Origin of the sequence: Mucilaginibacter sp. R-33 (assembly GCF_049949235.1) — a bacterium.
Taxonomy (GTDB): Bacteria; Bacteroidota; Bacteroidia; order Sphingobacteriales; family Sphingobacteriaceae; genus Mucilaginibacter.
In genome coordinates, this window is record NZ_CP188089.1 from 5,481,876 (window position 1) to 5,506,747 (window position 24,872).

The following is a 24,872-nucleotide window of genomic DNA, read 5'->3' on the forward strand; positions in this document are numbered from 1 at the left end:
TATGGTAATAGATATGCGCAGTTTAAATCATAAACAGCAAGCGCTGGCGATGGAAATTGTAGCTACGTTGCGGCCCAAACCTGCAAACTAAATAGCCGCCTCTTGATATTTCGAATTAAATTCTATCTTTGTATCCAATTCCTGATTTGTTAATCTTTTAAATATCAAGGAATCATGACAGAGCAAATCTACATATCGCCCCTTTCGCTCATTGCCTGATCAGGCAGGCAAACCCTGTATTTTATTAAATAATTAAACGGTTGCGTCAGTAACCTGTGCATTATTTTGCCTGCCCCCAAATTCACTGGATTTTTTGAGCGCTCTAACAAGGGTATATCCTTACTCAAGGACGAACTGAGATCAAAAATCAAATTCAGGAAAATTAAATGAAAGTGTGATGAACACACATGAATGGCCGCGCTGTGTCAAATCGGCACGGCGCAAAAGGCGGCTCGTTAAAACCGGTCGGGATAAACAACTGATACAGCTTGACAAACGGCGCGATGAACTAAGGGTGCAAAAAAGGCTTTTGCCTATGGTTGCGCTTGAACACCCGTATCAACGTGGCTGGAAACGTTTTTTTGTGTTGCGGGATGACCATAAGCATAACCCGGGGAATGACTTTTATGAAGCCTTGCTAATGAAAATTAACACGGTTGAATATCATCAGGACAAATCCTTCAAACGGAAAAGACGACGAAAACAACGTTATGTGTACCAGGCTAAACCGCAAATGCTGCGTGAGTTGTCGCAGCATAGCTGGGATATCAACAGGATCAATTTAACCGAACAGGAAAAGGTTTGCTTTACCCGTGTTGAAACTTTTGATGTTAAAACCTACCGTACCGAGGTGAAATACGTGTTTGCCGAGCCCTGGCGATATGTGCTGAAGGTGGTACCACATATGGTTACGCATATCAAAATGATCGATGCGGATATTGAAAGGGAATTAGCGTGGATAGACGAACACATTGATAACAACCACTTGTGGCCGCGCATTAACCTGTTAACCCGTGGCCGGAGCTATCGCTGGAAAAATGAGTTTAACGACCGGCCAAAATACATTAACAAATTTAAAAACACACCCAGGTATGCCTGTAAAGAAGCCTACCTGGAATTAGAAACATAACCCACATGGGCAATTTAAGAACAAAAGATTTAAGTAAAATAGGTTATCATAATGATCAGCTGCGAAGCCTGGTTATTGGTATAATCTCTAAAAATTTCAAGCACCATAGTAAGCAGCAGCTACTGGACTTATTGGTGGATATTAAGAACGATCCGGAAGCATTTCTGGATGATAAGTTAACAAGCAAGATAGCCGAAAAGGTAATTGGCAAAACGGATGCTCCATCCTTTAAAGCGTTTGCACTGCGTGATGAACCGGTATACTGCAAAACTTACGGTGGCAAGGGTATTGAGCAATCGGCCAAAAAACAAATGGAGCTGGCTAATATGCTGCCTGTAAGCGTTCAAGGTGCGTTAATGCCTGACGCGCATATGGGTTTTGGTTTGCCTATTGGTGGCGTACTCGCTGCAAACAACGCGGTAATTCCCTATGCTGTAGGTATGGATATTGGCTGCCGCATGGCGTTGTCGATTATTGATGAGAGCGATGGTTTTCTAAAACGGTTCGAATATCAAATTAAACAAGCCTTAAAAAATCATACTCATTTTGGTATGGAAGGGGGCCTGGAGGTAAGGCAGGAGCATGAAGTGCTGGATAGCAGGGTATTTGATGAGATCCCATTTTTGAAACCGCTGCGGAGTAAGGCGGTAAGGCAATTAGGCACATCGGGCAACGGAAACCACTTTGTGGAGTTTGGCGAGATTGAACTTTTGGCTGATAACGCTTTAGGTTTACCCGCTAAAAAGTACACGGCCTTGTTAACACATTCAGGCAGCCGGGGTTTAGGTTCGGCAATAGCAAGGCAGTACACGCAGATAGCCATGAATACCTGCAAACTTCCGCGCCACGCACAGCAACTGGCCTGGTTGGATATGGACAGCGAGGCGGGCCAGGAATATTGGTTAACCATGACCCTCGCCGGAGATTATGCCAAAGCTTGTCATGAGCGCATACACGCTAACCTTTTAAAGGCTTTAGGCTTGAAAGCTTTGCACGTGGTAGAGAACCACCACAACTTTGCCTGGAAAGATCGATTGGCTGACGGCCAGGAGGTTATTATCCATCGCAAAGGCGCGACACCGGCGCATCAAGGCGAGCTGGGTATTATCCCCGGCAGCATGACCACGCCGGCTTACCTGGTATCGGGCAAAGGCGCAAGTGATGCTTTATATTCTGCATCGCACGGTGCCGGCCGGGCCATGAGCAGGCAAAAGGCTAAAGACAGCATGACGGTTTCGGCCATGAAAAAGTTGCTGACCAATGCAGGTGTAACCTTAATTGGCGGTACCGTTGAAGAGAACCCCTTAGCTTATAAGGATATCGAGGCCGTAATGGCGGTGCAAAGCGACCTGGTTGATATTCAGGGCAAGTTTTATCCACGTATCGTTCGGATGAATAAGGAGTAGTGATGAAAAAGATGATGATACAAATCACTTCAGGCAAAGGCCCGGCAGAATGCTGCCGGGTTGTAGCCCGCGTACAAAACCTGATGTTGAAGCAAGCCAAACAGCAAGGCATTCAGCTTGAAGTACTGGAAAACAAAGCCGGCGGGTTAAACGGCACTTTACTATCCGCTACGATGATGGCTACAGGTAATAACCTGGATGCCTTTGTAAAAGAATGGAACGGCACTATACAATGGATAGCGCAAAGTCCGTATCGAAAATACCATAAGCGTAAAAACTGGTTTGTAGGCGTATCTGTTTTTGACGTAAAAGAACTGATGCAATGGAACCCTAAAGATGTAAAGCTGGAAACCTGTCGTTCGTCGGGGCCAGGCGGCCAAAATGTAAACAAGGTGGAAACCGCGGTTCGGGGAACCCATTTACCATCGGGACTGCAAGTTATGGCAATGGATACCCGGTCGCAGCTCGAAAACAAGAAGCTTTGTTTAGCCCGGCTGGAAGCCAAAATACTGATCTGGCAAACAGAAAAATTGATAGAGCAGCAGCAAAGTCAATGGCAGGAGCATAACGCCCTGGAGCGTGGTAATCCGGTTAAAACCATCAGGGCAGTAATTTAAAACACGCGGCAAAAGTAACCGGGTTTTTTCGTGAGAAAAGGTAAAAAATCGATGTTTTTATAAATGGTAAGGTTTAATAAAAGCCTCAAAACGGCGTTTGGCTGTTGTTTTAGAGGTTTTGAACACTCTGATATCCTCCACATATCGGTTACCAGGCTTTTAGATTAATTTCTAAAAGCCTGTTTTTTTATAGGTACTGCACCGGCACAACACTTTCCGTAAGTTTTATTGATATGTTCCAATCCCAATCTGCGTAAAAAATAGACTTGTAAGGTTTTTGGCCAAAACGTTGTTGTCCCAGCGGAAAGTATCTTGTTATCCGTTTCGTTAATAAATTAACTATCGGCTGATCCTATTGATACTGTCGACACGGCACCAGTATATTAATCATTTATCTGGTTTGAAAGTGAATATCACAATGCGGCAACCACTGCTTTAACTGTGTCTTGTCTTCTTTTGATAAGTAATTGTCATCCAATCTTATCTCTTTTAATTTTGTTAATTTTTTGATTTCAGGAGAAATATAACGAAGTGGGTTATTCCAAATTTCAAGTTTTTCGAGATTAACCAACGAACCTATACAGTTAGGGATACTATCTATTTGGTTATCAAAAATTAGTAATTCTCTAAGATTTGACAGATAGCGAATATTATCAGAGATGCCTTTAATCTTATTGCTATAGACCTGTAATGTTTGAAGCCCACTTAATTTATTATCTACGAAGCCCAAATCTTTAAACTCATTTTCTTCAATTGAGAGCCATTTTAGGTGGGGAACAGTCTTGATTTTTTCAGGAAACATTGACAATTTATTGCCAGAAATATCAAGGTATTCTAAACTATCAAGGTTTGAAAGATCAGTTTTAATTTCGTTGATTTCCGTTTTTCCTACCAGCAGGCTTTTTAGCCCTCGCATTTTATACAAATCATCAGGAAGTGACTTTATGGGGTTTGCACCCAAATAAACACTATGAAGTGATTTAATTTTATAAAGCTGTGAGGGTATTGTTGTAAATTTATTCTGTGCGAGGTAAATTGTATTAATTGGTAATGTGCTGACAGCATCGGGCAGGTAAGCAAGTCCGGCACCTTGAAGATTTAGATACGCTCCCTCATTAGCCATTACAATTGACACTCCTGAAGACGTATAAAGGGTTTTCAATTTGCCTGCATCAATTTTGTTCACAATTTCTACTATACGCTTCTGCGCTAATGAATCGGATTGCCCCCTTTTGCTAAATAACCATGCCTTTACTATTCCCTTGCTTTTAATGCAGGGATATTGAAAGTTTGGGTTCCATTCAATGTCATTCGTTTCAACTGCAGATCTATCGGAGTACCGGTATCGTTGCCAGGTTGGCATCTCTTCCTCTTTTGTAGACGTAATGACAATACCGCTATCCGGGATGATAACAGTTTTAGTCCAAAGAAAAGCTGGAGGTAGCTCAGGGTAACCTTGAATTCCGAAAACTATCCCTGCTGCGCCCCTGGATGCTTTAGAGAAGATAAAAGTTGTATGTTCCTGCCATTTCAAAGCACAATAAGAAACAGTAAAAATATATACTGCCGATACTCCCATCTGTATTAGTTTAAAATGTTTAGTCTTGGAAGCAAAATAATTAATGAGATAAAGTAATATTGAACTTATCATCATCAATATCCCTATTCCCAGTCCAAACCCACCGGTGAAGTAAATTATTGCAAGGCCTAAACAGATGGCCAATATGGCAAGGGCTTTGAGCGGAGTTATGTTTGATCTTTTCAATTTTGTCAAGCTTGGAATCGCTAATACTAATATGGCAACAACCAGGAATCCTTCCCTGTACTCAGATCGTAATGATAAACTCCCGCGCGCATGCCTGCGTAAATAATATTATTTCTGATAACCATTGAATTGGGATAAAGAGCCGCGTACCATAATCCTTTATCTACTAAAAAAAATATTTGTGCATTTCGACCTACTTTTAACAAACTTTTAGAAGTAATAATGATAAAGTTATCTTGATGATCTAATGCAATAGCTTCTGGTGCTGTTGGTAGTTTTAAGTGTTCTCTTACAGCCCACTTATCATTTGGTTTGTAGATTTCAATAATGCTTCCTTCCGAGGTTCCTAAGTGTGCAAGCCCTTCAATGGCGTATTGTTTGCCTCCTCTATTAATAAACTGCACTATCTCATGATTTGATATTTTATAATAATTCTTACCATCACTTGAAACCCAGTATAGAGCACCACCCCATTCACCTCTGTAAAAGCCCACTAAATAACCATCTTCTACTTTCAAGATTGAAGCCCTTCCCCCAAAGTCACGACTATCAGCTTTTTTAACTTTAATTTTAAAAGGTAATTGAGGAGATGGAAGTTCTTTCTTATCTACCACAAAAACAGAATCGTTTTTCTTATAGACAGCCCATTCGTGAAAAGAGAAACCATATTTTCTGAGGCTGTCCGGATTAGTAGGAATTGGATGCGTATTCCAGTTACTGATTAGCTTTTTATCAGTTTGGCCTAAACAACTTTCGAGGCTAAATACTATTAATATAATAAGTAGGTTAACTTTCATAAGTTGTAGAAAGAATTAATTAATAATCATAAATATGCTCTATCGTCACTCCTTTTAGTTTAAGTGTTCTTACAAGCGAGCTAAGGTTTCCCACCGTTGTCACTATAGCAACCCTGCTTAAGCCCGGCTTGGTAAAGATTGGCTGAGTAAATAGTATTTTATAATTACCGGTAACATTTAAAGGCCTGTCAGTTAAAACAGTAAGCATAATAGCACTTTTATTTCCGGCAATCTCAGTAAAACCAACACCATTTTCTGCCAGCTTATTAACCGCTGTATTGAATTCAGCATAACGCGGTAAATTAGCCAGCACCATACCGTTTGGCAATACTTTTACATTATGCATAAATCCGGTTGTATCCAAGCCTGTGGGTAGCCTATCCATCATTACTGCTGTTTGCAACGAGGCTGTTTCATAAGCCGATTTGGTGCCGAGGCCAATCAACCAGCCATAGCCGCTTTTAACCAATAGTTCGGTGGTTAGATAATAGCGCCTCTCCAGTTTACGAAGCAAATGCGGACCGGAGAAAGAGGTGCTGCTCCACAACATTTTAAGCTGATGGTTAAAATCATACTCGTACCATGGCAGCGCCTCAATAAATTTCACATAGCTCTGTTCATAGTCGGCGTTAAACTTATCTTCGGCGGTCATTTCTTCGTTGGAGCTGATGTCGGTCACCCGGCCAACAATGGTCTCGTAAAATGATTTAATACCGTACTCAACGGTTGTGCTGCCGGCTATTACCCATATCATCACATGATAACCGGTATTGAAAGGGAAATTGCCTTTAATCTGATCGTACATTACACCGTAACCACCCCACATCTGGTCAACATGTTTCAGGTATGGAAAGGTGGTTGAAGTATGGGTTTTAAAGTAATCTGCCTGCTCAGCCGGACTAAACACCAGGAACCATTCGGGGTAGGTCAGAAAAGTTTGATCAGGCGGACGTACGGCTGCCTGAGGTGTTAGCGGGTGCTTATTAATTGACAGCCAGGCTTTATCCACCAACAAACCCTTCCCGGCAGGCACAGTGGATGGCTTCCTGTTTTTAACAACAAAAGTTATGATAGCCAGTAGCAGCGCAATTAATGTCAGTATCCTTAGCCTTTTCATGCCTATATTTTGGTAAACAACATTAAGGTATTATCGGATGGATCTTTATCTTGTAGTATTCGTTTACCGGCATCTTTAAATCCCGCCTGCTCAATAATGGCTGCCCATTCATCTGCGGACTTGAAGTTTTTAAAATCTCTGGCTTCAAACTCCCAGGTTTCGTTCAATCCCACATTAAATACCGTATGCACCAAAGAAACAAAGGTGGCCATTTCTGGCGTTTTAACATTATGGTCGCGGATAACAAACGAGCCGCCGGGCCGTAGGATTCGGTATATCGATTCCACAAACCCATCCAGCTTCGCTACCGGGCAGTGGTGTAAACCAATATAGCACGTAACCACGTCCAGGCTTGCATCAGGAATAGTTAAACTACTAATTGGGTTATAGCCATTAATATCCACAAAATTGCCCAGCTTGCCCAGCTGCCCCCGCTCCATAATGTCTCCCGGCGAATTGGTTGGCGCGAGATCATTAATAAGATATATCGGGCCGGTGACCTTGATTTCTTTTCTTAGCTGACTAATATAACGACCGGTAGAACCGATCTCGGCATAACCGGAGATCTGTTTAACATCGCCTAATAACCCCAGTGTTTGCCTGACTATTTCTTTTTTTTGCTTTTTAAGCGCTGGCAAGGCATAAGTTAGTTCTGATAAGAATGGCTTAATGCCTTTCAATTTGCTTTGAACTGATTTATAGATCTCCTCATCGGTTTTGCCTATGGCGGTTTCTTCTTTTATTAATTGATGGAATTTATCCTCGGGATACAAATGAAATATCACCTGTAAAAAGCGGTAAAAATCGTCGCTCCATTTGGTGTCGTTAAATACTGCTTTAAATTCGGATGTATTAGCCATTGCTTGTGGGTTTTAATGGTTGATAATAGGTATCCCAAAAAATGTTCCTGAATTTATAGCCAGGATCAAGCTTGGTTTTCAAGTCGAATAACTTTTGCGCGTTAGGATATGCTTTATGAAACTGTGCCGCGGTTGGATGTACCTGGTAAGGTAAATAATAAGCACCGTTTACAGCAATTACGGCATCAGCCAGTTCACGGGTCCATACAGCAACAGCATGTTTAGATGCCGGATCTGTGCGTTGCTTGTAATAAACCACAAAAGCAAATACCTCTTCCCGTGCCCATGCCAGGTAAGTACCCGGGTCGGCTTTGGCATGTCTGATGGATACATTAAGCACGTTAACATTAAAACGGATAAATATTTCGGCCATGGCTTGTTCAAATTCCTCAAAGCGCTGAACAGGAACAAAGTATTCCAATAATACATAAGTGCTGTTGATTCGTGATTTGGGTTCCAGTTCGGCAACATCATAACCGGCTTCGTAGTTGCGCCAGTGGATCTTTTTGCCCCTGAACAGTAAAGGGTCAATTATAAACTCCCGGTAAGGCTTGCCTAATGGTCTTTCTGTAAACGCCCACAGGAAATACCGTTCCAGCGGATAGGATTCTTTCAGTGGCATCAGCCGGGTTTTAACTGTCGGCTTTTCGGTGGTTTCTATCCAGCTTACAGCTCTTAAACGCGTGTATTTTGGAGGGTAAATATCACCATTATGGAAAACTACCTGTGAATTATCGCGTATGGTTTTGAAGAAGTAATCTTTATATTCTTCAACTTTCATTTTTTTATCAATTCGTTTAATGGCCAGGTTATCGGCTAACTCGAGTTCAGCCTGAACGATAACGCCAATGCCATTATAACCGCCAATTGCGCCAAAGAATACTTCCGGGTTTTCTGTTTTAGTAGCATGTACTAACGAGCCATCGGCTAACACAACATCAATTGACCGTACTGATAAAACAACCGGCCCCATGCCCATATATCGCCCATGGGCATTAACACTCAATGCGCCGCCTACCGTGAAATTGGCGTAGGTTTGCATGACCTTGATGCTCAGGTCATACTCATCAATATATTGCTGAATATCGCACCAGCGGATACCCGTCTGTACTTTGATGAGTTTATCTGCTGCTGAAAACTCCAGTACTTTGTTCATTCCGCGCATATCAATATGCAGACTATGCGGGCTTGCTGTTTGTCCACCCATGCTGAAACGGCCGCCGCCTACGGAGATAGCGCCGGTAGCGTTTTTAACAATTTCGCAGATTTCTTCGACCGAAGTTGGACGCGCAATTTTACTAACCAATACGGGGTTCAGCCGGGTTACATCGTCAATAATACGCTCATCGGTTTTAAGGTGGGGGATCTCTTTACCTTCATCGTTTTTCAAATAATCGGGTGCCGACCCGGGTACCGAACCGTATTGGTTTGGCGTATAATCCCCTTTTTTGAAACCTAACCGCCAGAATAACCATAATGGCCCAAGCACGGGTATTAAAACAGTAAACAGCCAATAGCCTGAATAGCCCTGATCATGCAGGCGCTTAATAGAAGTAGCTATAATGATCCAGAATAATAAAGGATATAGAATAAACGTAGCACCTTCGCCAGCAAGCAATAACAAGTTGTACAACACGTAAAAAGTGCACCAGTAAAACAGGGAAGCCAGCCAAAAAGCCCCTTTTGATAAGCGGCCGTTAAAAGAAAATAGCAGATAGGTTACAGGTAGTTTTTGTTTCAGGCGCATGGATGGTCTTGGCAATACGCTAATATATCATTACTTTCAATTATAATTATAGCCGCGTATATAAATGTAACATGATACCCAGAGGTAAATTATATATCAGCTATAAGAATTTGGTTGAAGGTGCTTATTACTGCCTTACTGATCGCTTTCGCTCACCAGGGCCGGATGTTGATCAATGCGCTAACGAAATGGTTTGCCTCTCGGTGAGAACTGGAATCGATCTGGTATTAAATGCTTTGAATTTTCCGCCGGGCTTCGAGATGATTGTTACTGATATCAATATCCCGGATATGTTCGCCATAATTAACTGGCACGAATTAACGCTTGTTCCCATCCCGGTTAATAAGTATACCTTAAATATGTCCCCGGCCCAGGTGGAAGCAGCAATTACACCTGCAACCAAAGCCATACTGATCACTCACCTTTTTGGCGGTATCATGGAAATTGAAGCGATAGTTGCCATAGCAAAAAAGTATAACCTCATTATATTTGAGGATTGCGCACAAGCATATGCCGGTAATTTATATAGCGGGAATCCCGCATCAGACGTAGTGATGTTTAGCTTTGGCTTTATTAAAACCAATACGGCTATTAGCGGGGCGATGATCAAAATAAAAGACCCGGCTTTGTACGCTGAGGTTGTTGCGCAAAATAGGCGCTACCATCAACAAAGTACTGCAGGCTATTTTAAAAAGCTTTTTAAAGTGCTGTTTGTAAAGCTGCTCACCAATAAAGGTATTTATACCGGGTTTTATAATTTAGTAATGGCTTTGGGAAAGGACTTTGAACAGGTATTAGGTGGCTTTACAAAGGGCTTCCCCGGCAACGATATTTTTAGACAGATCCGGCATCAGCCTTCCACTCCAAATCAAAGGCTGCTCCGAAAAAAGCTTGCTAACTTTGATCAAAATAGTATTACTAAAAGGATCCAATTAGCCAAAGATATTTTATCAAAGATCCCCGATAATTATAAAATTGGTTTTGACAACAAGAGGCATTCTTACTGGGTGATGCCTGTTGAAACCCATAATCCGGACGCACTGATCAAACACTTGCGTAATAACGGTTTTGATGCCTCGCAAAAAGCATCAAGCTTAATCAAGTTGAGCGAGGCGGGCGGCGTTCCCAAACCTGAAGAATTAGCATTAGACAATCTTGTTTATTTACCAGTATATCCCGCTATGAGCGCAAAAGACCGTAATAAACTAATACAATTAATAATCAATTTTTCGCACTGATCTCTTCTTATGCTGACAGGTTGTGGTGCTTTAACGTTTTCCATAACTGGGCTTCAATTGCTTAACCATATCCCTGGCCGAAAGACGTCCGTTTATTAATAAAAAATAGCCCGAACTATCCCACCCCACCCATCCAAATCCACTTTTAAAAAAATATCATCAACAGCAATGAGGGTAAAACGCTTCAGGCGTGTTTAAGAGACAAATTTTAATAATCGTCTTAACAACACAAATGCTATGAAAGCAACATTCCTGATCTATCTTGTTATCTTTTTGATTTCGTTTAAATTTACTGCAGGCGCCCAGCAAAAAACGGCAACCAATGCCGATTCAGTATTTAAACCCAAAATCGGATCATTTGATGCCGGTTACTCCTACTCGCCGTTTACCGTTAAAAATAAAAACATGAACATCAGGCAAGTGAATGCTTCGCTCAACGTACCGCTGATAAATAATTTCAGGGACGGAAAGCTTGATTTTTTACTTGCCGGCGTTAGTTACAGCGGGCTTTCCTTATCCGGAACAGGAAAATCGTTCGGCGGTACTGATTTTTATTCTATTTCGGTGCCCATCACTTTTCAAAAATCGTTTTCTGCAAAGTACGCGCTGCTGGTATCAGCAATCCCTACCTTATCATCCGACCTGAAAGATGTTTCGGGCGAAGACATGCTATATTCAGGCTTTGCCATGCTCAAGATCCGTAAGTCTAAAAGCTTTTCCTACGCCGTTGGTGTGGGTTATTCAAGGCAGTTTTTTGGTACGATACTGCTGCCGGTTATCGGGATAGAATGGCAGATCAGCGAAAAACTGAGCCTTAGCGGCACCCTGCCCGTTTCCGAAAAATTAAAATACCAGCTCAACGATAAAAGTATCATTGGTTTCAGCAGCGACTTTGGTATTGGCGGGGGCTCATACCGGTTGTCAAAAAAAACCGGGTCAAATTATTTACAGGTACAGCAGTATAAAAACACGCTTTTTTATAATTACCAGCTGGCTAAAAACTTTTCGGTACAAATAAGCGGCGGGTACAATTTTGTGCAGAAGCTTGACTTGTACAATAAAGATCAAAAAGTTAACTGGGCACCATTTAACGACCTGAACAAACGTGTTCCCCTGGTCGAACTGAAAAAGACCGGCTTTACCGTCGAATCAGGGATCAGCTACCGGTTTTAACCCGGAGCCGGTGCAAGTATTCCTTATCAATGTATAACATCAATCAACCGCAGCAATGGAAACAACTATTAATTTAATGGTCGAGGTTTTTAAAACAAATGTTGAGGATCCAGCGCAGGCCGCAAAATTGGTGGGCCTGCTTCAAAAACGGATTACCAATAGCAGTGTAAATTTTGACCTGGAAGATTGTGATAAAGTATTGAGGATAGAGGGCCCGGATGTTTCACCGCAATCTGTCGTGGGCATCCTTAAAGATTATGGCTACAAGTGCCAGCCGCTTGAATAAACACAAAGCCCGGATTATAACACTTGTATGCCTATTCGCTTGTCAAATAAACCCGAAGAGCTGTTAAAAAACAGATGAAACGCGTTATTGAGAAAGCATCAAGGCAATCTGAAAAAAGCCGTTATGGCATGTAAAATATATTTTAGGGATATTATGCGGGGCCGCGTTAGGGATTGCAGTGCAAAGCCCGCAGCGCGGATGGGGATTGCGGGCCGGAAAAGCGAGGACTTGTAACGTAAAGCCCGGGCCGCAGGCAACGCCCAAATCTATAAAGTCAATCGAAAATATACTTATAATCAATAGCTTACAATCATGTCATTATAAGGAACGAAGCAATCCCGAACTATACGGAGCAACTCTGCTAACTGGGGATTGCTTCGTTCCTCGCAATGACGGCTTTTTCAATAAGATTTTATCAAACCATTTTAAACCGCATCCAGGGCAACTATTTTAGTACAAAGCAGGAAGAAGGATGGGCCCTGTCGTTGTAAATATCGTTAAGCTGCGTTGGTCCCGAAACGGTATCAAAAACCATGATATTATTTTCGCCGGCTACAAAATGAGGCCATTGCTTATCATTAACCTGGCCCGGAGCTTTGCCTTTTATAAAGTTTACCCAGGTTTGGTGTATTTGGTTAGCCAGTTTTAGTTCTGTATCGTTAAAATTGTTTTGTTTGGGTAAAAACCAAACATAGCTTAATTCATCGGCATGGGTTGCACCGGTACCATCGCGCTTGTAATCAAAACGGTACATCCAAACGTGGCTGCCTGCCTGCGCTAATGTGTTAGCCAGCCGGTAGCTGTGCATCTGGTACATGTATTGGGTGAGTACTTTTATGGCGGCGCTATCTGCACTGCCATTTTTAGCCTCACTTTCAAAGTTTGATAAAATATAACGGTAATTATCACCAAACCAGCCATATAGCACTGTGCTATCGGGGTGATTGAGGCGTTTATCAAAATTCATAAACATTTTACTTTCAAACTTATTGGTACCGATGAGGAAGTGTACTTTATCATTCCTGTTTTTGAGGATATATTGATATGGATCCTGCGAAATCACCGCGCCATCTATCACGGGGCCAAAATAGTTGGTGCCCTGTGCCCCATTGCTGATGTTTGCCTGTGCTGCTATAAGTTTTTCGGCGGAGATTTTGAGGAGATCGGCAGGTTTGCTAACACCCAGCTCGGTCATTAACCGCTGCCTGATGCCCTTAGCGGTAACAGAATCCCGGATGCATTGCACGGCGCCGCTTTCTAAAATCTGCTGGTTGAAATAGCCTTTGGATTGCGGTGTTGCCAACAGGGCACTGGTGAGTTTTGCGCCTGCCGATTCGCCCATGACGGTAACCTTCGAAGCATCGCCGCCCATCGCCGTAATATTTTGCCTGATCCATTTCAGCGCCATGATCAGATCGAGCAGGCCATTATTTCCGGATGATTGATAAGCTTTGTTTACATCGCCCAAATACATAAAGCCGAAAACGCCAAGGCGATAATTAATGGTAACGGTAACAACACTGTCATCGTCGGCAAAAGCGTGCCCGTTCATCCCCATACCCGAGCCGCCTGTAAGCGAGCCGCCATGTACCCATACCAGCACCGGAAGCCTGGCATCCCTTGCTGTTGTTGGTGTATAAACGTTCAATGTCAGGCAATCTTCGCTGCCTTTTAGTCCGCCTGTGCCGCCACCCTGCGATGCCGGGCTTCCAAATTTTTCGCATGAAAGCGTATCTTTCCATGCCATCATTGGCTGCGGGGGCATAAAACGCAAAGGGCCAACCGGTGGTTTAGCATACGGGATGCCTTTAAATACCAGGGTTGGCCCTTCTTCGATACCTTTTATCCATCCACCTGATACTTTTGTTACAACTGTTTGGGCAGAGGTGGTAAAACCTAAAAATATGCCCAGTAAAAACGTGTAACCCGGAATCAGGCGGATGATATTTTTCATAACATGGTTGATCTTAATAAGTGGCAGCCAGCTGAAGCGCGTTATAAGCATTAACAACGCCGCCGGTTACACAAAGATCGGTAAACGGAACTTCTTTTTTAGTCTCTCCATCTTTAATCTCTACATTATGCGATATTTTCACTACCGATTTCATGATGATCTCCTTAACCTGTACAGCCGTTAATTTTGGATAATATGAACGGATAAGCGCTGCCAGACCGGTTACAACCGGTGCCGCCATACTGGTACCATCATGCTCGGCATAGGCTGATTTTGGTGTGGTTGAATTAATGGCCACACCCGGTGCAAACACATCAACACTGGTTTTGCCATAATTGGAGAAAGATGCTTTCAGCGTTTCGTCGTCTTTAGGGCCCGATGCGCCAACTTCTATCCAGGCACCGGCTACGCCGCTTTTGTCCTCATAAATACGGTTAGGGACGTTCAGTTCAACTTCGGTGTTATTGTTGTCATTACCCGCGGCATGTACCAGCAGCACATCCTTGCTTAAAGCAAATTTCACTGCTTCATCAACAGCTTTTTTATTGTACGAGTAACTTTTGCCGAAGCTCATGTTGATCACCTTAGCGCCGTTAGCCGCAGCATAACGAATAGCGTTTGCTACATCCTTATCGCGTTCATCGCCGGTAGGTACTGTACGTACCGACATGATAGCTACATCATTGGCCACACCCATAACACCAAGGTTGTTATCCCGTATCGCGCCAATGATCCCGGCAACGTGGGTGCCATGATCAGCATCCGGGCCTGTTACGTCATTATTGCCGTAAAAACGCTCATTAGCATTGTTATAGTTATCGCCCACGGTATCCCTCGAATTGAAATTAAGGTTGAGGTGATAATCCAACTGCTCTTTAAAGTGAGTTAAGCCGCCGTTTACCTCTTTCTCCCTGAACTCGGCTACATTTTTAAACGAAGGCAGGGCGCTTACCAATACACGTTTAACATAGGCCTCGCCATTATCTTTAGGCTCAAATTTGGTGATATCATCAAGGCTTGGGTTTTGATTGCCCAGCTTCGTCAATACCCCATCAAGCAGGGTGTTGAATTTATTGATCACCGTATAGGTTTGCTGTGCTTTGGCAACCTGCTTATCCATATCAGCTTTCATAGCGCTGTATGCTTTAAAATCGGCAAGGTCTTTACCAGTAAGTTTCGTACTGTCGGCATTGGCAAAGCGGGCGTTGTTGATCCGTACAAGGCGGGTTAGCTCCAGGTTATCATAATGTACATCTCCCTTGGCCGAGCCAATAAAATCCCAGCCGTGCATGTCATCAGCATAACCGTTTTTATCATCATCCTTTTTATTCGCGGCGGTTTCTTGCGGGTTGTTCCAGATCACCTTTTTAAGGTCCTCATGGTCCACATCAATGCCCCCATCAATTACGGCTACCAGCACGGTAACGTGTTTTTTGCCTTTTAACAGTTCGTTGTATGCTTTTTCGGTACTGATCCCAAATACAGAATCGGTTTTAAGATCAAGGTTTTGCCAGTTGGGTTTTGTTTTTGGAGCTTCCTGCGCATAAGTGAATACAGGTAAGCAAAGCCCGGCTACCAGCACAAGCTTTTTAAGCGGAAAATTGTTTATCATTAATACTTTCAGTAATAGTTTATAAGTACAAAAACTCTAAAGTAGGTTTTTAATTATTTAAAAAATGTGCGGGTTTGGTGATTTTAACACGTTTTCAGGAAAAATATCTTGCCGGTCACTCTACTTTTTGCTCAAAAATATGTTCAATTATAAATTTTGATTCTTCTACGTAAACCTTTTTCCTGATCAGTTCCCGTAAATCGTCGGTGGCGCCATCCCTTATCTCATACTTCTTTTCTTTACAGGTTTTTATAAAACCTGTATATAATTGTTTCGCTTTGCCTGTTTCGCCTTTTGCAAGTGTGGCAAGCGCAATATTAAACATGGCGTAAGTGGCGTCATCCTGGTATTTCAGCGCCTTGTAAGAATATTTTATACAGTCATCAAACTTACCAGCGCAATAACATGACCACCCCAGGTTACCCAAGGCATTGGCATAAGTGCTGTCAATAGCTATTGCTTTTTTGGCGGCATCAATAGCTTCCTGGTAGTTACCCGATTGCGTATAGCTTAAATTGAGCCCTACGTAGGCGTATTTATAGGTCGGGTCGGCCTTTACTGCTTTCTGATGATAAGTTATGGCTGTTTCATATTGTTTTTTCTGATAGTAGCAGTCGCCTATCCTGTCGTATGGAAAAGGATATGATTTATCAATGCTGATAGCTTTTTGGAGATCTTTTATGGCATCATCCAATTTATCTGCGTAATAATAAGCGTCGCCGCGATCAACATAAAAAGTCCGTCGGTCGGGTTCCAGGTTGATGGCCTGTGTGTAAAGACTGATTGCTGTTTCGTATTCGTTTCTGTCGCAGTAAATATCACCTTTCAGGTTATAACCATCACCATCGTCGGCATTTTGGTTAATATGCTGATTGATAAAATAAAGGGCGCTATCAGGCATGTCCATATTTCTGTAGCACCTGGTAAGGTTGTAGTAAGTCCAACTATAATTGGGTTTTAACCGTAATGTCAATCGCAGATCAGTTGCTGCTTCCTTATATTTTTCAAGGTCGATCAGGCAGTCGGCCCGGTCATAATAAAGTACAAAATAGCCCGGGAAAAATTTAATGGCCTGGTTGTAATCAGCTATCGCCTTGTCAAGCTCATCAAGATTATAATAGCACTTAGCCCGCATCTGGTATGCATGGGCATACTGCGGCCATACCGCCAATATTTGATCACAAAACGTTATACATTCCCGGTATTTATGTTCATCAAACAGCATTTCTGCTTTCATTGTGTTGGCCGAAATCAATTTCGGGCTGTCTTTTAGCAACCGGTTCAATTCAGTACCTGCGGCTGATTTTCCTTTAAATGACGCGGTAAGTAATTTTAATCGTTTAGCAAAAACGGTATTAGGAGCATTTTTAAAAAAGCCGTCTAAAATTTTATCGGCATTTTTATCGCCGGGCTGTGATGTGAATACCAATTTAAAAAAATCTTTCCCCAGTTGTTTTTCCGCAGGCGAAAGATTGCTATTGTCAGCAATATCCTTAACAAGGCTAAAAATTTCGTATCCCTGATAGGGCATGATCCGCGTTACATCTTTTTGTAAGGTGATGTTTTTAATGCTTTTGGATAGTAACATCATTCCTTTATCAATGCTGTCTTGCCTGAAACAGGTGATAGCCTCTTTTAAATAGGATGCATAGTCGCTGATCTGGTAACCAGGTGCAGTTATTGGTACGGAATTTTTTTTACTGGAAGTATCCGCCGGTACTAAAGCCCAGGTGGTTAAGGGGGCTAAAATAAACAGCCAAAAAGCTATTGGTTTAAATGATAAGGTCATGCTATAAAAATAGCATATCCGGTTAATATTAAAAAATGGAAATGGGTTGCCGGTTTAATCCTATTTGCCCAGTTCAGCCCTAACCTTTTTTACCTCAGCCGCGGTAACCAGGCTGCTGTTATTACCAAAATTATTGCGGATATAGGTAAGTACAGCAGCGATATCAGCATCACTTAAAAAATTATGCTTGGGCATGGCGCTGTTGTAAGGCCTGTTTTTCACCTTGATGGGTCCATCGAGGCCATTAAGCAGTACCCTTATAGCAAGGTCTTTTTCCATAAACTTACCACCGGTTACCCATTCCGATCCGCTAAGCGGCGGGATCATATTACCATCGCCGCGGCCATTTTTTTGATGACAGTTAGCGCAATAGGTATTGTAAATTTTAGCGCCGCCTTTGAGCATGCCGGTTTGCAGATCGCTCTTTAAAACATCGGGCAACCTGAAACCCGGTAGTTTTTTACGGAGCTCCATTTTGGCAAGTTCGGCCTTGCCAAACCCGGCTTTGTTACCCGTGTAGGAAATTTTCCAGATCTTTCCTTCCTCTGTTTCGCTGATGTATAAGGAACCATCCGGCCCCATGGCCAGCCCCATTGGCCGGTAAGCCGCGTCACTTACGCTTACTACCGTGTTTTTTCCGGTAAAGCCATCGGCAAAAATTTCCCATTGCCCAAAAGGTTTGCCGTTTTTAAAGGGTACAAAGCATACAAAAAAGCCGGCCTGCGGATAAGGCGACCTGTTGGTTGAACCATGAAAGGCAATAAAAGCCCCGTTTTTATATCTTGCCGGGAACTGATCGCCGGTATAAAAAAACAGGTCGTTGGGGGCCCAGTGCGCGGGGAAAGCCATGATAGGCTGGGTGTATTTAGCGCCGTTGCCGGCTTTTATCCCATTGCCGCCATATTCGGGGTTCAGAAGTTTTTTCTTTTTAATGGGATCATAATAATAGTATGGCCAGCCTACATCCGTGCCTTTTTTTACTTTAATAAACTCTTCAGCAGGCAGCACCGCGCTTTGCCAGGCGCTGAATATTTTAGGGAACTGCAGGCGCAGGTCGTCGCGACCGTGGGCCACCACGTACAGGCAATTGTCGGCAGTATTCCAGTCCATAGCAACAACGCTGCGCATACCTGTGGCATAGCGGATCCCATCGGTCTGTACTTGATTAGGTTTAGCCTCATCAAACTGCCAGATGCCCCCATATTGCTGCAGCAAGGGGCAGCCCTTGATCCCTTTTGAACCGGGCACCCTGTTTTGCTCCTGGCAGGCGTTTGAGGGCGCGCCAAATGCCACGTACATGTGCCCGGCATTATCAAAGGCCAATGGCTTGGCGTCATGCTCATGCGGGGCGGTAGCATCATGTAAAATCAATTCGAGCGGGGCATCGGGTACCAATGTTTGCGGATTTAATTTTGTGCGATAAACATTTGCCTCCGAGCTGAAGTACAGGTATCCTTTATGCACCCTCATGCCTGTGCCATAGGGACCTTTGTCTTCATAGTTGGCAAACTTTTTAATGATGTCAGCCCGACCATCGCCGTTAGTATCACGCAGTCCAACGTTGCCGCCGATAGAATCGGGGAAGCGGAGTTTTACATAAACATCGCCATTGGTGTTCACCGCGATGTGACGTGCGCGGCCTTCCAGGCTATCAACCACCACAACCGCTTTAAATTTGCCGGGCAGGAATAAGCCGCCATTGGTGGTATCCTTAGCAGGTGGGATATTTTTTATTCCGATATTTTTAAAACTGAGCACAGATATCGCGCACAAGGCCATCAAAATACCGATTACGGTTGTTTTATTTTTCATTACGGATAGGCAGATTATGCTTAAGCCAGATTGTTGCTTAAAAGCAAGTCCTGCTATAAAAGAGATTTTAGTGGTAAATGTTTAGGAAGATTTATTTTTTAGCAGACGAGGAATGACAGAACGATAAATTAATGAAACACTGTATTAAAAAGATAAGGTTTGTAAATTGATATCGATTAATATTTAAATGATAAATTTGTGTTCATGGACTATATTGAGATAAAGGGATACAAATCTATCAAGGAAGCCAAAGTTGAGTTAAAGCCGATCAATATATTGATTGGAGCTAACGGCTCGGGTAAAAGTAACTTTATTTCATTTTTTGATTTTTTAAATAGGGTAAGTAATCAGAGTCTTAGAGAATATGTTGGACTTAACGGGGGAGCTGAAAAGTTCTTATATCAGGGAAGTAAAATAACATCTCAAATAAGTGCTGAGATTTCGTTTGAAAATCACAAAAATGCATATTCATTTACTGTTCAGGCAGAAGATGATGTTTTTATTTTTACTAAAGAATTATTCTGGTTTAATGATGATGCCCGGGATTCTGCATCGTATAAACCAGAAGCTTCGGTAAAAACAGCACCTGATTTTCGTGCAAAATATATAAGAGAGCATTTAAATAGCTTCAAGAAATATCACTTTCATGAAACTGGCAAGAATTCGCCATTCACTCAAATGAGCAATGTGTTGAACAGCTCTTATATCTTCTATGAAGACGGCAGGAACCTTGCGTCATTCTTGCACCACATAAAACAAAATGATCTGATAATATACAATCGCATCATAAAAATGATTCAAAGCATTGCACCGTATTTCTCTGATTTCTTTTTACAAGCGAATAAGGAAGGGCATATACGATTGCAATGGCAGGACAAATATAGTTCGACTATTTATGGTGCTTCCGATCTTTCGGATGGTACCATCAGGTTTATAGCTTTAACGGCATTGTTTATGCAACCTAAACTGCGCAAAAGCATAATCATTGATGAACCCGAACTTGGCTTACATCCTTTTGCTATCACTAAATTGGCCGGCATGATTAAAAGTGCTGCATCAAGAGGTGCCCAGGTAATTGTCGCTACGCAGTCCTCTGATCTTGTTAATCATTTTGAAGCAGATGACATTATTACCGTTGACCAGATCGACGGTAAAACAGAATTTAAAAGGTTACACGAAGAAGAACTATCGGCTTGGCTCGAAGATTATTCAATAGGAGATTTATGGCAAAGAAATATCCTTGAAGGGGGGCAACCGTAATTAATGAAAAGAATCATCATAGTCTGTGAGGGCCAAACCGAACAGGAGTTCTGCAAAGATGTATTACAACCTTATTTCAATTCAAAGGATATCTACCTCCAATATCCTCTTATAAAAAAATCAGGTGGTGGATTGGTGTCATGGACAGCTTTAAAAAAACAAATAGAAAACCACCTGGCACAAGATAAGGAAGCTTTTGTAACCACGTTCATTGATTATTATGGCATTGATGATAAACATGTCTTTCCTGGTTGGGATGCATCTAAAAAAGTAGCAGACAAAAGTCAGCGAATGAGTTTACTTGAAACTTCCATGCATGTGACCATTGATAATTCAATAAATCATCGGTTTATCCCATATCTCCAATTACATGAATTTGAAGGGCTATTATTTAATGACATTAAGGTATTTGAAGAAAGTTTCCGGCCAGATGAATTTCTTAATAAACCGGAATTGGAACAAACCATTAATGCAAATCCAAACCCTGAGTTAATTAACGACACCCCTCAAAATGCTCCATCCTATAGATTAAGCCGCTTAATTAAAGGCTATAACAAAATTGTTTATGGTTCCATTTTAGCCGAAAGCATCGGTTTAATAAAAATGCGGAATAAGAGTCCACGGTTTAATAACTGGATAACAATACTGGAAAACCTATAGCACCCAATAAAATGTCCGAAAAAAACAAATTAGGCCTGTGGACCAGCACCTCGCTGGTGATTGGCAATATGATTGGCGCAGGTATTTTCCTGATGCCCGCGGCTATGGCTTCGTTCGGGAGCATTGGTTTGCTGGGCTGGGTGTTTTCGGCAATAGGCTCGTTCTTTTTAGCGAAGGTTTTCAGCAACCTGAGCAAGCTGCTGCCCCATGCTACCGGCGGGCCGTATGCCTACACCCGCGACGGGTTGGGCGATTTTATTGGATTTTTAGTGGCCTGGGGATATTACCTTGCTGTGGCCTGTGCCAACGCGGCAATTACTATCTCGTTTGTGAGCGCTTTAAGCACCTTTTTTCCAATATTGGGAAGCAGTAGTGTTATTGCTGTGATTACCGGTTTATGCTCCATCTGGTTATTAGCTTATATCAATACATTGGGCGTTGTTACCGGCGGCAAGCTGCAATTGGTTACCACCATTTTAAAAGTGTTGCCACTGCTGCTGGTAGCTATCGGCGGTTTGTTTTTCATTAAGGCAGCAAACTTCAGTCCTTTTAACGCCAGCGGGACAGGCATAGTCAGCGCCCTGCAGGCAACCGCTACCATGACCATGTTTGCGTTTATTGGTATTGAAAGTGCCACCGTACCATCGGGCAGCGTGGCCAATCCTGAAAAAACAGTAGCCAGGGCAACCATGCTGGGACTGCTTATTACCACCTTTATCTATATACTGGGGAGTGTAAGCGTGATCGGTATTATCCCGGCGGCGCAGCTGCAAAAGTCACTTACACCTTATGCCGATACCGCGGTGATCATCTACGGCAGCAGCGCCCGTTATTGGGTAAGCGCCGGTATTGCCATCGCCGCTTTCGGTTCGCTGAACGGGTGGACGTTATTGCAGGGACAAGTGCCTTATGCCATTTCAAAAGATCAACTTTTCCCGCCGATATTCAGCCGCACTAATAAAAAGGGGGTGCCTTATATGGGTATTATCATCAGCAGTATCATGGTATCGCTGTTTATGGCCATGAATTATACCAAAGGCCTGGTAACACAATTTAAATTCCTGTTGCTGCTTTCGCTGTTGAGCGTTTTGATCCCCTATTTGTTATCGGCAGCGGCTTACCTGGTTATCCGGGTACGAAAAAGCCCAAAGGCGGGCGGCTGGGCCGGAGCTATAGCACTGGCTATGCTGGCTTTTGCCTATGCGCTTTGGGCTATTGCGGGAGCCGGGCAGGAAGCTGTGTATTACGGCTTTTTACTGCTGATGGCCGGGATCCCGTTTTATGTTTGGGCCGCATTTACCAAAAATGCGAATTAGTTTTTCTTAAATATTACAAAGCCCCTGCCTTGATCTCGTCAACTACTGCCGGATCAAGCAAAGTACTGGTATCGCCCAGGTTTGAGGTATCCCCCTCGGCTATCTTGCGCAAAATGCGGCGCATGATCTTGCCCGAACGTGTTTTTGGCAAGCCGGTTACAAACTGGATCTTATCCGGTTTGGCTATCGGGCCAATGATACGCGATACCGTCATGATGATATCCTTGCGGGTGATGTCCTCATCGCCATGCTTATCAGGGCTCACCACATAGGCATAAACACCCTGGCCTTTAATATCGTGCGGATAACCAACAACTGCCGATTCAACTACGCTGCTATGCATGTTGATGGCATTCTCCACTTCGGCAGTGCCTATACGGTGACCGGATACGTTCAATACGTCATCCACGCGACCGGTAATGCGGTAATAACCATCCTCATCGCGCAGGCAGCCATCCCCGGTGAAATACATGTTTTCGTAAGTGGCGAAGTAAGTGGTGCGGCAGCGCTCATGATCGCCATAAGTAGTACGCAGCATACCCGGCCACGGAAATTTGATACACAGGTTGCCGCTTACACCGTTGCCTTCAATCACTTTGCCGTTTTCGTCAACCAAAACAGGTTGTACGCCTGGTAACGGTAAGGTAGCATACCCCGGTTTGGTTGGGGTAATACCGGCGATAGGAGAAATCATGATACCGCCATTTTCGGTTTGCCACCAGGTGTCAACAATCGGGCAGCGGTTTTTGCCGATATTGTCATCAAACCAATGCCATGCTTCCTCATTGATAGGCTCACCTACGGAGCCCAATTTTTTAAGCGAGCTCAGGTCTTTATTATTTACGTTATCCAGCCCAAAACTCATCAGTGAGCGGATAGCTGTTGGCGCGGTATATAATATGTTTACTTTGAATTTATCTACAATCTCCCAGAAACGACCGCAATCAGGGTAAGTTGGGATCCCTTCAAACATCAGCGTAGTAGCGCCCTGCGAAAGCGGGCCATATACGATATAAGAGTGACCGGTGATCCAGCCGATATCGGCAGTACAGAAATATACCTCGCCCTGGTTGTACTGAAATACATTGGCAAAAGTATAACCTGTATAAACCATGTAGCCGCCGCAGGTATGTACCACCCCTTTGGGTTTACCGGTTGAGCCAGATGTGTAGAGGATGAAGAGCATATCTTCGGCATCCATCACTTCCGCAGGGCAGCTTGGGTTACCTTGTGTTTCCACTTTTTTGATCTCATCTTCCCACCAAACATCGCGGCCTTTGATCATGGATACCGGCGTACGGCTGCGGGTAAGCACAATAACTTTTTTAACCGAGCGGCATTGTACCAAAGCATCATCAATCACGGTTTTAAGCGGAACTTCCTTATTGCCGCGCTTGCCGCCATCGCAGGTGATCACGATAGTACATTCAGCATCATTGATCCTATCGGCAATGGACTGTGCAGAAAAACCACCAAACACTACCGAGTGGATAGCACCGATACGCGCGCAAGCCAAAACAGCAATAGCCAGCTCGGGGATCATGGGCATATAGATACAAACACGGTCACCTTTTTTTGCACCGTTGTTTTTAAGTACGTTGGCAAACTGGCAAACCTTATCATGCAACTGGCGGTATGTTAATATCCGGTGGTCTTCTTCCGGGTCGTTAGGCTCCCAGATGATGGCCGGTTTATCACCAAGAGTTTCGAGGTGACGGTCGAGACAGTTTTCGGTTATATTGAGTTTTGCACCCTGGAACCATTTGATCTTAGGCTCCTTAAAGTTCCAATCTAGTACGGTGTCCCACTTTTTTTGCCATAAAAAATTATCGGCAATGCCGGCCCAAAACTGCTCGGGCTGCTCAACACTTTGCTGGTAAACTTTTTTGTACTCTTCAAATGATGTAATTTTCATCGGTTGGTTGTTTGGTTGATGAAGCTGTTCCGGGTTTAAATTGTTTGTTTTTGTTCCTCCGTACCAAGTTTCATGCTGGTTTAAATGGTGGGCGTAATTTAATAATTTATGTGTGATGTATCTATTAAAATTCTTACTTTTTAAAATATTTTAAAAAGTAAGAATTGGACTAATTGTGGGCTCCGTTTGTTGTTGTTCCCGGCCGCGTGCGCAGGCAGCGTTAGGGATAGCAGTGTAAAGCCCGCAGCGAACGAGAGGGAGCGTAGGGGCCAAGCGAGGACTTGCAACGGAAAGCCCGGGCCGCAGGCAACGCCCATGTTATAAACCCGATTGGGAGGGCTATCTCCTTGCATTGGATACCCGGCATGTGGGGCACCGATAAATCCGGCATGGCTTCCTGTTTTGACTGGCCAATAATA

At 43.2% G+C, this 24,872-nt stretch carries 19 protein-coding genes; 9 read left to right on the forward strand and 10 right to left on the reverse strand.

Annotated elements, in window-relative coordinates; all coding sequences use genetic code 11:
• Positions 1-397 precede the first annotated feature (397 nt).
• From ACP26M_RS22675 to prfH, 3 genes are read left to right on the forward strand one after another with little or no spacing between them, the layout of a single operon-like run.
• Positions 398-1,129 (forward strand): hypothetical protein, encoded by a 732-nt coding sequence (locus tag ACP26M_RS22675; protein ID WP_426583524.1) that lies wholly within the window; start codon positions 398-400, stop codon positions 1,127-1,129.
• Positions 1,130-1,134: 5 nt separating this feature from the next.
• On the forward strand, positions 1,135-2,535 hold the full coding sequence (locus tag ACP26M_RS22680) for an RtcB family protein (protein WP_426583526.1): 1,401 nt from the start codon (positions 1,135-1,137) through the stop codon (positions 2,533-2,535).
• A gap of 2 nt (positions 2,536-2,537) precedes the next feature.
• On the forward strand, positions 2,538-3,152 hold the full coding sequence (gene prfH, locus ACP26M_RS22685) for a peptide chain release factor H (protein WP_426583528.1): 615 nt from the start codon (positions 2,538-2,540) through the stop codon (positions 3,150-3,152).
• Between the two features lie 391 nt (positions 3,153-3,543).
• Here prfH and ACP26M_RS22690 read toward each other — a convergent pair whose 3' ends face one another.
• Genes ACP26M_RS22690 through ACP26M_RS22710 form a run of 5 tightly spaced genes read right to left on the reverse strand, consistent with a single transcriptional unit; the run spans position 3,544 to position 9,453 of the window.
• Positions 3,544-4,926: a leucine-rich repeat domain-containing protein gene (locus tag ACP26M_RS22690; protein WP_426583530.1), complete on the reverse strand. Its 1,383-nt coding sequence runs from the start codon at positions 4,924-4,926 to the stop codon at positions 3,544-3,546.
• A gap of 17 nt (positions 4,927-4,943) precedes the next feature.
• Positions 4,944-5,714 carry a hypothetical protein gene (locus tag ACP26M_RS22695; protein ID WP_426583532.1) on the reverse strand — a complete coding sequence of 257 codons (771 nt, stop codon included), beginning with the start codon at positions 5,712-5,714 and terminating at the stop codon, positions 4,944-4,946.
• Positions 5,715-5,733: 19 nt separating this feature from the next.
• Complete coding sequence (locus ACP26M_RS22700; protein ID WP_426583534.1) at positions 5,734-6,831, reverse strand: hypothetical protein; 1,098 nt, start codon at positions 6,829-6,831, stop codon at positions 5,734-5,736.
• A 2-nt stretch (positions 6,832-6,833) separates the two neighbouring features.
• On the reverse strand, positions 6,834-7,691 hold the full coding sequence (locus ACP26M_RS22705) for a methyltransferase domain-containing protein (RefSeq protein ID WP_426583536.1): 858 nt from the start codon (positions 7,689-7,691) through the stop codon (positions 6,834-6,836).
• A complete protein-coding gene (locus ACP26M_RS22710) occupies positions 7,684-9,453 on the reverse strand; it encodes an FAD-binding protein (RefSeq protein WP_426583538.1) in 1,770 nt (589 codons plus the stop codon). The genes ACP26M_RS22705 and ACP26M_RS22710 overlap by 8 nt, the downstream gene beginning before the upstream one ends.
• 56 nt (positions 9,454-9,509) lie before the next feature.
• On the opposite strand from ACP26M_RS22710, the gene ACP26M_RS22715 reads away from it, so the two are divergent.
• From ACP26M_RS22715 to ACP26M_RS22725, 3 genes are all read left to right on the forward strand, one after another.
• Positions 9,510-10,676: an aminotransferase class V-fold PLP-dependent enzyme gene (locus ACP26M_RS22715; RefSeq protein WP_426583540.1), complete on the forward strand. Its 1,167-nt coding sequence runs from the start codon at positions 9,510-9,512 to the stop codon at positions 10,674-10,676.
• Between the two features lie 237 nt (positions 10,677-10,913).
• Positions 10,914-11,849 (forward strand): DUF6268 family outer membrane beta-barrel protein, encoded by a 936-nt coding sequence (locus tag ACP26M_RS22720; protein WP_426583542.1) that lies wholly within the window; start codon positions 10,914-10,916, stop codon positions 11,847-11,849.
• 55 nt (positions 11,850-11,904) lie between these two features.
• The gene (locus tag ACP26M_RS22725; protein ID WP_426583544.1) at positions 11,905-12,135 is read left to right on the forward strand and encodes a hypothetical protein; all 231 of its coding nucleotides are present in this window, start codon (positions 11,905-11,907) and stop codon (positions 12,133-12,135) included.
• Between the two features lie 445 nt (positions 12,136-12,580).
• Here ACP26M_RS22725 and ACP26M_RS22730 read toward each other — a convergent pair whose 3' ends face one another.
• From ACP26M_RS22730 to ACP26M_RS22745, 4 genes are all read right to left on the reverse strand, one after another.
• Complete coding sequence (locus tag ACP26M_RS22730; protein ID WP_426583546.1) at positions 12,581-14,089, reverse strand: carboxylesterase/lipase family protein; 1,509 nt, start codon at positions 14,087-14,089, stop codon at positions 12,581-12,583.
• 13 nt (positions 14,090-14,102) lie between these two features.
• Positions 14,103-15,701: a S8 family peptidase gene (locus ACP26M_RS22735; RefSeq protein ID WP_426583548.1), complete on the reverse strand. Its 1,599-nt coding sequence runs from the start codon at positions 15,699-15,701 to the stop codon at positions 14,103-14,105.
• A gap of 115 nt (positions 15,702-15,816) precedes the next feature.
• Positions 15,817-17,490 (reverse strand): tetratricopeptide repeat protein, encoded by a 1,674-nt coding sequence (locus tag ACP26M_RS22740; protein ID WP_426583550.1) that lies wholly within the window; start codon positions 17,488-17,490, stop codon positions 15,817-15,819.
• Positions 17,491-17,550: 60 nt separating this feature from the next.
• On the reverse strand, positions 17,551-19,302 hold the full coding sequence (locus ACP26M_RS22745; protein ID WP_426583552.1) for a c-type cytochrome: 1,752 nt from the start codon (positions 19,300-19,302) through the stop codon (positions 17,551-17,553).
• A 204-nt stretch (positions 19,303-19,506) separates the two neighbouring features.
• Here ACP26M_RS22745 and ACP26M_RS22750 point away from each other — a divergent pair, with 204 nt between their 5' ends.
• The 3 genes from ACP26M_RS22750 to ACP26M_RS22760 are packed head-to-tail and all read left to right on the forward strand — an operon-like array spanning position 19,507 to position 22,538.
• Positions 19,507-20,562: an AAA family ATPase gene (locus ACP26M_RS22750; protein ID WP_426583554.1), complete on the forward strand. Its 1,056-nt coding sequence runs from the start codon at positions 19,507-19,509 to the stop codon at positions 20,560-20,562.
• A gap of 3 nt (positions 20,563-20,565) precedes the next feature.
• Positions 20,566-21,222, forward strand: a complete 657-nt coding sequence (locus ACP26M_RS22755) for a DUF4276 family protein (RefSeq protein WP_426583556.1) — start codon at positions 20,566-20,568, stop codon at positions 21,220-21,222.
• Between the two features lie 11 nt (positions 21,223-21,233).
• Complete coding sequence (locus ACP26M_RS22760) at positions 21,234-22,538, forward strand: amino acid permease (protein WP_426583558.1); 1,305 nt, start codon at positions 21,234-21,236, stop codon at positions 22,536-22,538.
• 13 nt (positions 22,539-22,551) lie between these two features.
• Here ACP26M_RS22760 and acs read toward each other — a convergent pair whose 3' ends face one another.
• Positions 22,552-24,453, reverse strand: coding sequence for an acetate--CoA ligase (gene acs / locus ACP26M_RS22765; RefSeq protein WP_229701670.1), 1,902 nt, complete (start codon positions 24,451-24,453; stop codon positions 22,552-22,554).
• Between the last annotated feature and the right edge of the window lie 419 nt (positions 24,454-24,872).